Origin of the sequence: Mesorhizobium sp. WSM3864 (assembly GCF_002294955.1) — a bacterium.
Taxonomy (GTDB): Bacteria; Pseudomonadota; Alphaproteobacteria; order Rhizobiales; family Rhizobiaceae; genus Mesorhizobium.
Window position 1 is genome coordinate 127,433 of record NZ_NSGD01000012.1, and the last position, 12,068, is coordinate 139,500.

A 12,068-nucleotide genomic window follows, 5' to 3' on the forward strand; every position below is an offset into this window, starting at 1 on the left:
AAGCACAGCTTGGCGATCAGCGCGCGGCGCGGAAATGCTTGGACAGTTTCAGGCCCTGCGCCTGGTAGTTCGAGCCGAGATCGGTGCCGTATAGCGCCAGCGGGCGCTTCAGCATATGCTCGTAGACGAGGCGACCGACGATCTGGCCGTGGTCGAGGATGAACGGCACCTCGTGGCTGCGCACTTCAAGCACCGCGCGACTGCCGCTGCCGCCGGCGGCGGAATGGCCGAAGCCCGGGTCGAAAAAGCCGGCATAGTGGACACGGAACTCGCCGACCAGCGGATCGAAAGGCGTCATCTCGGCGGCATAGAGCGGCGGCACGTGCACGGCTTCGCGAGAGACCAGGATGTAGAACTCGTCCGGGTCGAGCACGAGCTCGCCGGCCCCGCTCTTGTAGAGCGGTTCCCAGAAGTCGACCACATACTGAGCGGCGCGCTTGTCGACGTCGACGAGGCCGGTGTGGTGCTTGCCACGATAGCCGACCAGGCCGTCCTTGTCGCCGTCGAGATCGATAGAGAGCGCAATGCCGCCGCCGGAGATGTTGGGCGGCTCGGTCGCAACCAGCATCTCGGCGTGATGGAGGTCACGCAACTCATTCTCCGACAGCACCGCGTTGCCGGTGCGGAAGCGGATCTGCGACAGGCGCGAGCCGGCGCGCACGACGATCGGGAAGGTGCGCGGGCTGACCTCGAGATAGAGCGGGCCATGATAGCCGGCGGCGATCTTATCGAACTCATGGCCGCGGTCGGTCATGACACGCGTGAAAATGTCGAGTCGTCCGGTCGAGCTCTTCGGGTTGGCCGAAGCCGAGACTTCCGCTGGCAGCGCCAGGCTTTCCTGCAGCGGCACGATGTAGACGCAGCCCGTCTCCAGCACCGCGCCCTCGGCGAGGTTGATCTCATGCAGCTTCAGCCGGTCCAGCTTGTCGGCCACCAGATGATCGGGACCGGGCAGAAAGGAAGCGCGCACGCGAAAGGCCTTGTCGCCCAGTCTCAGATCGAGGCTGGCCGGCTGGATCTGGTTGGTGTCGAGCGCGCGCGGCGACTTCAGCGCGCCCGACTGGAAGAGCGCCGCGATGTCCTGATCGGGAAGAATGCCTGTCTGCCGCAATGTCTGGCTCCGGGCGAAGTCATTGTCGTCGCAGTTTCCTGTCGCAAAACCGCGGCACTTTTGCGGAAGCTGCCTGGTACAAACCTCTTAATCAAGCCGGCAATTGACGCAAGCGCGGTGCGGGTCTAAAGGGTCGTTATCCCGTGGTGATTTGGCCGGTCGGCTTGCAGCCACGTTAAACAAGTCGCTAAAGGACCGTCGGGCCGCAAGGCCGTATGGACCGGTTGCGACGTCGCGGCCGGTTTTTTTGTGTTTGGAAGCAGGGCGATGACCAAGACGCGTAACTGGAAACCTCAGACGGCACTCGTGCATGGCGGGACGCTGCGTTCCGGCTTCGGCGAGACCGCCGAGGCGATGTATCTCACCCAGGGCTATGTCTACGAGACGGCCCAGGCAGCGGAAGCCCGCTTCAAGGGCGAGGAACCCGGCTTCATCTATTCGCGCTACGCCAACCCGACCGTCGACATGTTCGAGAAGCGCATGTGCGCGCTGGAAGGCGCCGAAGACGCACGCGCCACCGCTTCCGGCATGGCCGCCGTGTCCGCCGCCCTGCTGTGCAGCGTCAAGGCCGGCGATCACATCGTTGCGGCGCGAGCCCTGTTCGGCTCCTGCCGCTGGGTGGTCGAGACGCTGGCGCCGCGCTATGGCATCGAGGCAACGCTGATCGACGGCACCGACATTGCCAATTGGGAAAAAGCGGTCAGGCCGAACACCAAGCTGTTCTTCCTGGAAAGTCCGACCAACCCGACGTTGGAAGTGGTCGATATCGCCGCTGTCGCCGCTTTGGCAAATTCGATCGGCGCACGCGTGATCGTCGACAACGTCTTTGCCACGCCGCTGCAGCAGAAACCGCTGCAGCTCGGCGCCCATATCGTGGTCTACTCGGCGACCAAGCATATCGACGGACAAGGCCGCTGCCTCGGCGGCGTCATCCTGTCGGACAAGAAGTGGATCGACGAGAACCTGCACGACTATTTCCGGCACACCGGCCCGAGCCTGTCGCCATTCAACGCATGGACGCTGCTGAAAGGCCTCGAAACGCTGCCGCTGCGCGTGCGCCAGCAGACCGAAAGCGCCGGCAAGATCGCGGACTTCCTGGCCGGCCGGCCGGAGATCGCCCGCGTCATCTATCCGGGCCGGGCCGACCATCCCCAGGCGGATATCGTCAGGAAGCAGATGTCGGGCGGCTCGACGCTGATCTGCCTCGACGTCAAGGGCGGCAAGCAGGCGGCCTTCGCCTTGCAGAACGCGCTCGACATCGTACTGATCTCGAACAACCTCGGCGACGCAAAGAGCCTGATCACGCATCCGGCGACGACGACGCACAAAAACCTCAGCGACGAGGCGCGCGCCGAGCTCGGCATCGGACCAGGCACGCTCAGGCTCTCCGTCGGGCTGGAGGATACCGACGACCTGCTCGCCGACATCGAACAGGCGCTCAAGGCGGCGAAGGAATGAACCGCCACGGCTGCAAAGAGCGCGCTTGAGCCGCAGCTGGCTCAAGCAATCTCTTCGAGTTCAGTCATCCCGCTGTTGCGGATGGTCATTGCGTTGCCACGCCATTCGACGGCTCCGCCAAGCCAGCCGCGCGCCCAGATGGCGGGAAGCATCGCGTCGCGCACGATCATCGCGGTGACGCTGCGCGGCGACAGATACCAGTCCTTTAACCAGGCGAGCATGCATTCGGGCACATAGGCGATCGCCAGCACGCAGAGCGCGGTCGTGGGCAGACTGACACCGGCGCTTGCCGCCGCGATCAGCGCCAGAAGCAGCGGAACGACCACACCGGTCAGGATTTCAGGCGCGAAGAACAATGGGAAGGTGACGCGGCGCAGCCGAGCCCAGCGCGCCTGGCGCGACCAGATTTCGGCGAGCGTGCGCTGGCCGAGCGGTTGCTCGAAGGGCGCGGCTACGAGATTGACCCGAAGGCCAAGGCTGTTGACCAGCTTGGTCGCCGCCGCGTCCTCGGCGATCTCGGCGGCCAAAGCCTGGATGCCGCCATTTGCATCCAGCATCGGCTTGTTCCACAGCATGCTCTTGCCCTGGGCGAAGCCAAGGCCGAGCGCTTCGCCGGCATATTGCCAGCGCGCCTGCAGCGTGTTGAGGAAGGCGCATTCGACCTCGGCCCAGAAACCGTCCGGCCGCGAGCCGATCGGCGTCGAGCAGACGAGGCCGGTGTCCGGCCGCCAGGCCGCCATCAGATGCTGGACATAGTCCTTGGGCATCAGGACGTTGGAGTCGGCCAGGATCACCCAGTCGTGCCGCGCCGCCCGCCAGCCCTTGATGCAGTTGTTTAGCTTGGGATTGGCGCTGATCCTGTCATCGCCGACGAGGAGCCGCGCCGGAACATTCGGAAATCTCGCGATGGCGGCGTTGATCAGCTTGACCACGGGATCTTCGCCGTGCGCGACGCAGAAGATCAGTTCGTAGCGCGGCCAATCGAGCGAGAAGGCGCGGTCGAGCGTCTCCTGCGTGAACGGCTCCACACCGCGCGACGGCACGACGATCGAGACAGGCGGCTGTTTGCTGGAAGGCGGAGGAATGATCCGCCTGGGCTTCAGCCGCGACGATGCGAGCAGGATGCTGGCAAGGTTGCAAAAAAGAAGGGCCGAGGAGGCAAAGACGGCTGCGAGGGTCAGTTCCATCGAGATCTGGTCACTCCGGAAAGGCCGCCCGCGGCCGTTTCATCACTCGACAGAGCGCCCGAGTCGCCCGCACGGTTTGTGCACACCAACATTGTCATGTGTCACTTAAATGACATTGTTTGTCGGCAGGTGCGGTGGAAAAGCCGGCAGGCTGGCGACGCCGCGGAGGTAGAACCGCGAAGCGCGACAAAATGTTCCCTGCGGCACCGGAGTGGCTCATGTATCGCGCCGTGACGCGCAACATCGAAGTGCAGGTCAGGCCGTTCTATCTGGAGGACCGTTCCGATCCGTCCGAAAACCGCTATGTATGGGGCTACCAGGTGACGATCGACAACCGGTCGGACGAGTTCGTGCAGCTTCTGTCGCGCTACTGGCACATCACCGACGGGCGTGGCCGAGTCGAAGAGGTGCGCGGCGAGGGCGTGGTCGGCGACCAGCCGGAGCTCAACCCCGGCGACAGCTATCAGTACACGTCGGGATGCCCGCTCTCGACGCCATCCGGCATCATGGTCGGCCACTACACGATGCGCAACGGCCGCGGCGAAACGTTCGACGTCGCCATTCCGGCTTTCTCGCTCGATATGCCGGGGACGAAAAGGACGGTGAATTAAAGAACTCGAGTTCCCCGCCTCCGCAAAGCGGGGGCGAGGAACCGGAGCTTTCTCACTCCGCCGCAAACTCCGCCGGATCGAAGTCGTACTGCGTCGAGCAGAACTCGCAAGCGACATGGATGCCGCCGTCCTCGGTCGAGTCCTTGATCTCCTCGGCCGAGAAGCCTTCGAGAATGCCTCGGATTTTGTCGCGCGAGCAGGAGCACTGGTCGGCAACCGGCACACCGCGGAAGACGCGCACGCCGTGCTCGTGAAACAGCCGGTAGAGCAGCCGCTCGGCGCCCACCGTCGGATCGATGAGCTCGGTCGGCTCGATGGTGCCGAGCAGCGCCAAGAGTTCCCGCCAGGAATTGTCGGCCGGTTCGTGCGCCACGTCTCGCGGATCGCCATCCCCGCCCGAAATGTCGGGCACGCGCATGCGTTCGGGCGCCTGCGGCAGGAACTGCGCCAGGATGCCGCCGGCGCGCCATTGCTCGCGAGCCCCGCCCGGGCCCGGGGTCACGAGCTTTGCAACCGACATCCTCAGATCGGTCGGGATCTGCTCCGACTGGCGGAAATAGATGCGCGCGGCTTCTTCCAGCGATGTGCCGTCGAGCTGGACGATGCCCTGATAGCGCTGCGTGTGCGCGCCCTGATCGATGGTCAGGGCCAGGACCCCGGTGCCGAGCAGCTTCTCCTGCGAGATCCCGCCCGAGGCAATCAGCGCCTGCAGCCGGTCGGCGTCGAAGCGCGCATAGGCGCGCAACGAATGCGGCGTGGTGAAGTCCGCCACCAGCATGTCGACCGGTCCGTCGGTGCGGGTCTGCAGGATGAACTTGCCCTCGAATTTCAGCGACGTGCCGAGCAGCACGGTGAGCACGCAGGCCTCCGCCAGCAGGCGCGCGACCGGCTCGGGATAATCGTGGCGGCTGAGAATGGCGTCGAGCATCGGCCCGAGCTGCACCGTGCGGCCGCGCACATCCAAGGGCGCTACTTCGTAAGGCACGACATGGTCGTCGCCGGCGAAGCCGAATTCGCCGAGTTTGGGTTGATGCTCAGCCAAGGAAAGCGTTTCCAGCATGACAAAACTCCGGGGCGCGTCCATCCCGCTTTCCAGGCGGCATGGGTCGAAGCGCGTTCGATTTCAGTGATGGCCCGCAAATAGGCATCACATATCCCCGGATCAAGTTGGCGCGGATCAAGTCGACCCCGGTCAAGCGCCCAGGCACCAGGCCAGCACCGCCTTCTGGGCGTGCAGCCGGTTCTCGGCCTCGTCGAAGACCACCGAATGCGGTCCGTCGATCACCTCGTCGGTGACCTCCTCGCCGCGATGCGCAGGCAGGCAGTGCATGAAAAGCGCGTCGGACTTCGCCCTGGCCATCAGCGCGGCGTTGACCTGGTAGGGCAGGAAGACGTTATGGCCGCGGGCGCGATGCTCCTGGCCCATCGACACCCAGCTGTCGGTGACGACGCAATCGGCCTGGTCGACGGCCTCTTCGGCCGAGCCGGCAAACCTCACCTTGCCGCCATTGGCCTTCGCCCAGTCGACATATTTCTCGAACGGCTCGCTGCCCTCCGGCACGGCGACATTGAGATTGAAGCGGAACCGCGCCGAGGCTTCCAGAAGCGAGTGCAACACATTGTTGCCGTCACCTGTCCAGGCAAAAGTCTTGCCTGCCACCGGACCGCGATGCTCCTCATAGGTCATGATGTCGGCCATCAGCTGGCAGGGATGGGTATCGTCGGTCAGCCCATTGATCACGGGCACGGTCGCGTTTTCGGTGAGTTCCAGCAACCGGTCATGCGAGGTGGTGCGGATCATAATGGCATCGACATAGCGCGACAGCACCTTGGCGGTGTCGGCGATGGTTTCTGAACGGCCGAGCTGCATCTCGGTGCCGGTCAGCATGATGGTCTCGCCGCCGAGCTGGCGCATGCCGACGTCGAAGGAAACGCGCGTGCGCGTCGAAGGCTTGTCGAAGATCATCGCCAGCACCTTGCCGTCGAGCGGCTTCGAACGCTCGCCGGCCTTGAGCCTGGTCTTTCGCGCCATCGCGTCGTCCAGCATGATGCGCAGATCGCCTGCGGATACGGCGGACAGATCGGTGAAGTGACGAACGCTCATCGGCAGATTCCAAAACTACTTCGCGGCTTCGGCCGCGACCGCGTCGGTCAGGCCCTTGGCGCCCGACCGAATGCGCTTCAGCGCCTCGCCGATCTCCTCGTCGCTGACGGTGAGCGGCGGCAAAAGCCGGATGACGTTGTCGCCCGCCGGCACCGCAAGCAAGTGCTGGTCGCGCAGCGCCATGTTAACCTTGGCGTTGGGCATGGCGCATTTCAGCCCAAGCATCAGGCCGGTGCCCCGGGTGCCTTCGATGACCTCGGGAAATTCGTCGGCGACCGCCGCCAGTCCCTGCTTCAGCAGCAATGCCTTGCGCTGAACGTCCTCGAGGAAGCCGTCGGCCAGCACGACGTCGAGCACGGCATTGCCCACCGCCATCGCCAGCGGATTGCCGCCGAAAGTGGTGCCGTGCACGCCGGCCGTCATGCCGGCCGCCGCTTCGTCGGTCGCGAGGCAGGCACCCATCGGAAACCCGCCGCCGATGCCCTTGGCGATCGCCATCAGGTCAGGCGTGACGCCCGCCCACTCATGCGCGAACAGCTTGCCGGTGCGCCCGATGCCGCACTGGACCTCGTCGAAGATCAGAAGCAGGCCGTGCCGGTCACAGAGCTGCCGAAGCCGCTTCAACGACTGCGTCGGCACCGGGCGGATGCCGCCCTCGCCCTGCACCGGTTCGATCAGGATCGCCGCGGTTTCCGGTGTGATCGTCTTCTCGGCGGCGTCGATATCGTCGAACGCGACCTGGTCGAAGCCCTCGACCTTCGGACCGAAACCCTCGAGATATTTGTACTGACCGCCGGCTGCGATCGTCGCCAGCGTGCGGCCGTGAAAGGCGCCCTCGAAAGTGATGATGCGGAAACGCTCCGGATGGCCTTTGACGAACTGATAGCGCCTGGCCGACTTGATGGCGCATTCCAGCGCCTCGGCGCCCGAATTGGTGAAGAACACCTTGTCGGCGAAGGTTGCATCGACCAGCCTTTCGCCCAGCCGGCGCTGCTCAGGGATCTCGTAGAGATTGGAGACGTGCCACAGCTTGGCCGCCTGACCGGTGAGCGCCGCGACCAGATGCGGATGGCTGTGGCCCAGCGAGTTCACGGCGATGCCGCCGGCGAAGTCGAGATATCGCTCGCCCTTGTCGGTGACCAGCCAGGTCCCCTCCCCGCGGTCGAAGGCCAGGGGTGCGCGAGCAAAAGTCTCGTAAAGCGCCGAACCGCTCATTATATGCGTCTCCGGAACCGGAAATCAAAAAAGCCGCCAATGCGGCGGCCTTTGCGGCTTATCATGTTTTTCGGCCATGAAGTCAACGAAAAGGTCGCGCAGAAGCGCGCGGCAAGGCTCCAGCACCACGCCGGCCCATCAGCGGTTGGGCAAGTTGGGGAAAACCGTAAAAACCGAATCGGTGTTGCCCTGGGGACTCTTGTCACCGAGTCAGCGCATAAGGTAATTGTAGTCGAGAAATAACTAGATTTCGTGCGGCGGATCTAATCACCCGGTACATGTGGTGTCGTTTGCCCGGCGAGAGCCGGCTCGGGAAAGGATTCTGGCCGCCGCACGCCTCAGCAGGAGCGCGGTCTCATGAACTGGACTGACGAGCGGGTCGAACTTCTCAGGAAATTGTGGTCGGAGGGTCTCAGCGCCAGCCAGATTGCCGCGCAGCTCGGCGGTGTGAGCCGCAATGCCGTCATCGGCAAGGTGCATCGCCTGAAACTGTCAGGCCGCGGCCGCGCGACTGCGGCGCCGGCACGGCAGAAGAAGGCCACGCAGGGCGCCTCGATGCAGAAGTCCGTGGCTCGTGCCGCCAGCGCAGCCCGTCATGTGACGGCCTCCATCGGCGCCACCGCTCTGCAGGTGCAGTTCGAGGCGGAGCCGGTGGCGCGCCACTATATCCGCCCGGTCGAGAACGTTGTCGTGCCAATCTCGCGCAACCTGCAGCTCGTCGAGCTGACCGAGCGCACCTGCAAATGGCCCAACGGCGATCCGCTGTCGGAAGACTTCAGCTTCTGCGGCAACGACGCTGGCGAAACCGGGCCGTACTGCAAATACCATGCAAGGGTGGCGTTCCAGCCGGCGGCGGAAAGGCGCAGAAGCCGCTAAGCGAATAGCGAATAGCGAATAGCGAATAGCGAATAGCGAATAGCGAATAGCGAATAGCGAATAGCGAATAGCGAACGAGATAGGAATAACATCGGTATTCGAGTCCGGCACAAGCTTCTTTATCGCTATTCGCTATTCGCTATTTCACAGCCACCCATTCTTCCTGAAACGCCAATACAGAAACGCGCAGATCAGCGCGATGGCGGCCAGCACGGTCGGGTAGCCGTATTCCATCTTCAGTTCAGGCATGTCGTCGAAATTCATGCCGTAAATGCCGGCGAAGGCCGTCGGCACCGCCAGGATGGCCGCCCATGAGGCCAGCTTCTTGGAGATCGCCGTTTCCTGGCTCTGTCCGACCAGAAGGCTTGCCTCGAAGGCGAAGGCGAGCACCTCGCGCAGGCTGTCGATCTTTTCCTGCACGGTGCGGATGTGGTCCGTCACGTCGCGGAACAGCGGATGCATGGCCGCATGGATCTGCGGCAGCTCGGCGCTGGTCAGCCGGCGGCAGACCTCGACCAGCGGCAGCGCCGCGTTGCGCAGCCTGAGCAGATCGCGGCGCAGCATGTAGAGCCGCTCTATGTCGCCACCGCTCATCGGCTTCAGCAGCACCTTGTCCTCGATCTGCTCGACCTCGTCCTCGATCTGCTCGAGCACAGGCATGTAGTTGTCGACGATGAAGTCGAGAATGGCATAGAGGACGAAATCCTCGCCCTTGGCGAGCGAGGACGGGCAGCTTTCCCAGTGCTGGCGCACCGCGGCGTAAGAGGTGGACGGGCCATGCCTGACGCTGACGATATAGCCGGTGCCGACGAAGAGATGCGTCTCGCCGAAGGTGACGCGGCCATCGATCAGTTGCGCTGTGCGGGCGACGATGAACAAGGCATCGCCATACTGTTCGATTTTCGGCCGCTGATGCGGATGCTCGGCGTCTTCGATCGCCAGATCGTGCAGGTGGAACTGCGCCTGCACCCTAAGCAGCAGGTTGCGGTCCGGCTCGAGCAGGCCGATCCAGACGACATGGCCGGGCTTTGCCGCCCATAGGCCGGCCTCTTCGATCGTAATGTCAGCGACGCGCTTGCCGGCGGAATAGACGCTGGACGCAACAATGCCGGAAGTCGGCTGCAGGGCCGGGGTCAGGTTTCGAACTTGCTCCATCGCAAACCTCCCGAGACGGCGACTGACAAAATCGCTGCACCTGGAGGAGCTTAGCCTAAATTGGGAAGCCATTCGAGTGGCCGCCCTTCACTTGCTCGATCTTGGGTCGCCGATACCGCGTCACCCGGCCGATAGTGGGCCAGGCAACACCACCTGGTCGGTCTTGTCGCCCTTCGGCCGCTCGGCCGGCATCTGGTCGCCGGTGACGATGTAATAGATGGTTTCGGCGATGTTGGTGGCGTGGTCGCCGATCCGCTCGATGTTCTTGGCGCAGAACAGCAAGTGGGTGCAGGGCGTGATGTTGCGCGGATCTTCCATCATATAGGTCAGAAGTTCGCGGAACAGCGAAGTGTACATGGCGTCGATCTGGTCGTCGCGGTCGCGCACGAAGCCGATCTTCTCGACCGAGCGCGAGGCATAGACGTCGAGCACTTCCTTAAGCTGCGTCAGCGCCAGATCGGCTAGCGCCTTCAAGCCGCGGAAGAGGCTGCTCGGCTGGCGGCCGTCAATGACCGCCGCGACGCGCTTGGCGACGTTCTTGCCGAGATCGCCGACGCGCTCGATGTCGGCCGAGATGCGGATGGCGCCGACGATCTCGCGCAGGTCCGTCGCCATCGGCTGACGCCTGGCGATGATGACGATCGCCTTGTCGTCGATCTCGCGCTGCCCCTCGTCGAGGACGAGATCGTCCTGGATGACTTTCTGTGCCAAGCCCGGATCGGCGTTCACGAGGGCGGCGACAGCCTGCTCGACCATGCGCTCGGCATGCCCGCCCATGGCGGCGATACGCTTCGACAGGAATTTCAGTTCTTCGTCATAGGCACTGACAATGTGGACGGACTGCATCGATATGCCTTCCCGGTTTCTGCCGGCTGGTGCGTTCCCTCAATCTGCCGCTGATACGCGAGCCGGATGACAGAAAAAAGAAAATGCCGGTTGCCAACCAATATAGGATCATTGAGCCGGCAAATGAACCGTGAACGCCGCGCCCTTGCCGACTTCCGACTTGATCGACAGCCTTGCGTTATGACGTGTCAATATATGCTTGACGATCGAAAGGCCAAGGCCGGTGCCTTTCTGGGTCCGGCTGTTTTCCACGTCGACGCGGTAGAAGCGCTCCGTGATGCGGGGGATGTGTTCCTCGGCAATGCCTGGACCATAGTCCCTTATGGTCACGTCGATGCCTGGGTCGTGGCCGTCCTCGGCGTGTGCTATCGACACGGTGACACGCCCGCCCGACTGGCCGTATTTGCAGGCATTCTCCAGCAGGTTCTCTAAAACCTGGAAGAGCTCGTCGCGGTCGCCCGGCACGGAAATCGGCCCATCGATGAAGTCCCGCTCGATGGCGATGCCGTTCTCGTTGGCCAGCGGCGCGAGCGAGTCGATGACGCTGTCGATGGTCTGTCGAAGGTCGACTTCGGTTCCCGGCCGCAGATAGGGCTTCATCTCCAGCCGCGACAGCGACAACAGGTCGTCGATCAGGCGCGCCATGCGGCCCGTCTGGTTCTGCATGATCTGCAGGAACTGGTCGCGCGCCGCCGCGTCGTTGCGGGCAGGCCCGCGCAACGTCTCGATGAAGCCGGCGATCGAGGCGAGCGGGGTGCGCAGCTCATGGCTGGCATTGGCGATGAAGTCGGCGCGCATGCGGTCGATGCGGCGCGCCTCGCTCTGATCCTTGAACACCAGCACGTAAAGATCGGTGCCATGGCCGACCGAGGACGCGCTCACCCGGTATGTGCGCTCGACCGGCAGCTTTTCCGTGTAGTCGACGACATCGGACGCCATAGTTCCCGAGACGATCCCGTCAAGCAAAGCCTGCATTTCCGGCGCGCGGAATTTGAGCGACAGCGACATGCCGGGGGCCAGCCCACCGAAGGCGGCAAAGGCGGCCGCGTTGGCGTGGACGATAGTGGCGGTCCGGTCGAAGATGATCAGCGGATCGGCAACGGCGGCGGCCAGATATTCGCCGGACAGCCGCTGCAACCCGCCGACTTCGATGGCGGCAGTCCCGCCGGCTGACTGGCGCTCGGCGGCGGTCGGCAGCATTGCGGCCGCGACCAGCAACGCCACGGCCAGCAGAGGCACAAAGATCGAAAGGCCGCCGAAACCATAGACGCCGAGGACCGCGACCAGGGCCGCGGCCAGCGACCAGCGGCTGCGCCGCAGCCGGGCTATGGCTGCCTGCGTTGCGCCTTTCTGGTCTGCGCCCTTATCGACCATGCGCTGCCTCGTATCTCCCGTCGGTGAAAGATCAGCCGACTGGACCCGCGCATGACCCCCAAAAATCGGAATCGATTTTCTCGAACGTTCATGCGCAAAATCAAAGTGCTACCGCGCGTCCAGACGGACGC

11 protein-coding genes and 1 riboswitch are annotated in these 12,068 nt (G+C 63.9%); of the genes, 3 read left to right on the plus strand and 8 right to left on the minus strand.

The window, feature by feature from the left end; translation table 11 throughout:
* Window positions 1-16 precede the first annotated feature (16 nt).
* Window positions 17-1,111, minus strand: a complete 1,095-nt coding sequence (locus CK215_RS22535; protein ID WP_095832207.1) for a 2'-deoxycytidine 5'-triphosphate deaminase — start codon at window positions 1,109-1,111, stop codon at window positions 17-19.
* A gap of 133 nt (window positions 1,112-1,244) precedes the next feature.
* Window positions 1,245-1,322, plus strand: a riboswitch (SAM riboswitch).
* A gap of 56 nt (window positions 1,323-1,378) precedes the next feature.
* Here CK215_RS22535 and CK215_RS22540 point away from each other — a divergent pair.
* Entirely contained in the window at window positions 1,379-2,569 is a 1,191-nt protein-coding gene (locus tag CK215_RS22540) for an O-succinylhomoserine sulfhydrylase (RefSeq protein ID WP_095832208.1), read from the plus strand.
* A 41-nt stretch (window positions 2,570-2,610) separates the two neighbouring features.
* Here the strand turns inward: CK215_RS22540 and CK215_RS22545 are convergent, their stop codons facing one another.
* The gene (locus CK215_RS22545; RefSeq protein WP_095832209.1) at window positions 2,611-3,756 is read right to left on the minus strand and encodes a ceramide glucosyltransferase; all 1,146 of its coding nucleotides are present in this window, start codon (window positions 3,754-3,756) and stop codon (window positions 2,611-2,613) included.
* Between the two features lie 218 nt (window positions 3,757-3,974).
* Here CK215_RS22545 and apaG point away from each other — a divergent pair, with 218 nt between their 5' ends.
* A complete protein-coding gene (gene apaG / locus CK215_RS22550) occupies window positions 3,975-4,367 on the plus strand; it encodes a Co2+/Mg2+ efflux protein ApaG (protein ID WP_066996767.1) in 393 nt (130 codons plus the stop codon).
* Window positions 4,368-4,419: 52 nt separating this feature from the next.
* On the opposite strand, the gene CK215_RS22555 is transcribed toward apaG, so the two are convergent.
* The 3 genes from CK215_RS22555 to CK215_RS22565 all read right to left on the minus strand — a co-directional run bounded on the left by CK215_RS22555 (window position 4,420) and on the right by CK215_RS22565 (window position 7,686).
* Complete coding sequence (locus CK215_RS22555; RefSeq protein ID WP_095777459.1) at window positions 4,420-5,451, minus strand: Hsp33 family molecular chaperone; 1,032 nt, start codon at window positions 5,449-5,451, stop codon at window positions 4,420-4,422.
* A gap of 108 nt (window positions 5,452-5,559) precedes the next feature.
* Window positions 5,560-6,471, minus strand: coding sequence for an ornithine carbamoyltransferase (argF, locus tag CK215_RS22560; RefSeq protein ID WP_066996763.1), 912 nt, complete (start codon window positions 6,469-6,471; stop codon window positions 5,560-5,562).
* Window positions 6,472-6,486: 15 nt separating this feature from the next.
* Entirely contained in the window at window positions 6,487-7,686 is a 1,200-nt protein-coding gene (locus CK215_RS22565) for an aspartate aminotransferase family protein (RefSeq protein WP_095832210.1), read from the minus strand.
* Between the two features lie 357 nt (window positions 7,687-8,043).
* Here CK215_RS22565 and CK215_RS22570 point away from each other — a divergent pair, with 357 nt between their 5' ends.
* Window positions 8,044-8,562, plus strand: a complete 519-nt coding sequence (locus CK215_RS22570; RefSeq protein ID WP_066996757.1) for a GcrA family cell cycle regulator — start codon at window positions 8,044-8,046, stop codon at window positions 8,560-8,562.
* Between the two features lie 144 nt (window positions 8,563-8,706).
* Here CK215_RS22570 and CK215_RS22575 read toward each other — a convergent pair whose 3' ends face one another.
* From CK215_RS22575 to CK215_RS22585, 3 genes are all read right to left on the minus strand, one after another.
* Window positions 8,707-9,717: a magnesium and cobalt transport protein CorA gene (locus CK215_RS22575; RefSeq protein ID WP_095832211.1), complete on the minus strand. Its 1,011-nt coding sequence runs from the start codon at window positions 9,715-9,717 to the stop codon at window positions 8,707-8,709.
* 120 nt (window positions 9,718-9,837) lie between these two features.
* On the minus strand, window positions 9,838-10,563 hold the full coding sequence (gene phoU, locus CK215_RS22580) for a phosphate signaling complex protein PhoU (RefSeq protein WP_095782918.1): 726 nt from the start codon (window positions 10,561-10,563) through the stop codon (window positions 9,838-9,840).
* 108 nt (window positions 10,564-10,671) lie between these two features.
* A complete protein-coding gene (locus CK215_RS22585; protein WP_095832212.1) occupies window positions 10,672-11,937 on the minus strand; it encodes an ATP-binding protein in 1,266 nt (421 codons plus the stop codon).
* Window positions 11,938-12,068 lie beyond the last annotated feature (131 nt).

What these genes read in the sequence shown, in the direction of transcription:
- CK215_RS22540 (WP_095832208.1), top strand. Translation starts at nt 1,379, where the DNA reads ATGACCAAGACGCGTAACTGGAAACCTCAGACGGCACTCGTGCATGGC.
- CK215_RS22545 (WP_095832209.1), bottom strand. Translation starts at nt 3,756, where the DNA reads ATGGAACTGACCCTCGCAGCCGTCTTTGCCTCCTCGGCCCTTCTTTTT.
- apaG (WP_066996767.1), top strand. Translation starts at nt 3,975, where the DNA reads ATGTATCGCGCCGTGACGCGCAACATCGAAGTGCAGGTCAGGCCGTTC.
- CK215_RS22555 (WP_095777459.1), bottom strand. Translation starts at nt 5,451, where the DNA reads ATGGACGCGCCCCGGAGTTTTGTCATGCTGGAAACGCTTTCCTTGGCT.
- argF (WP_066996763.1), bottom strand. Translation starts at nt 6,471, where the DNA reads ATGAGCGTTCGTCACTTCACCGATCTGTCCGCCGTATCCGCAGGCGAT.
- CK215_RS22565 (WP_095832210.1), bottom strand. Translation starts at nt 7,686, where the DNA reads ATGAGCGGTTCGGCGCTTTACGAGACTTTTGCTCGCGCACCCCTGGCC.
- CK215_RS22570 (WP_066996757.1), top strand. Translation starts at nt 8,044, where the DNA reads ATGAACTGGACTGACGAGCGGGTCGAACTTCTCAGGAAATTGTGGTCG.
- CK215_RS22575 (WP_095832211.1), bottom strand. Translation starts at nt 9,717, where the DNA reads ATGGAGCAAGTTCGAAACCTGACCCCGGCCCTGCAGCCGACTTCCGGC.
- phoU (WP_095782918.1), bottom strand. Translation starts at nt 10,563, where the DNA reads ATGCAGTCCGTCCACATTGTCAGTGCCTATGACGAAGAACTGAAATTC.
- CK215_RS22585 (WP_095832212.1), bottom strand. Translation starts at nt 11,937, where the DNA reads ATGGTCGATAAGGGCGCAGACCAGAAAGGCGCAACGCAGGCAGCCATA.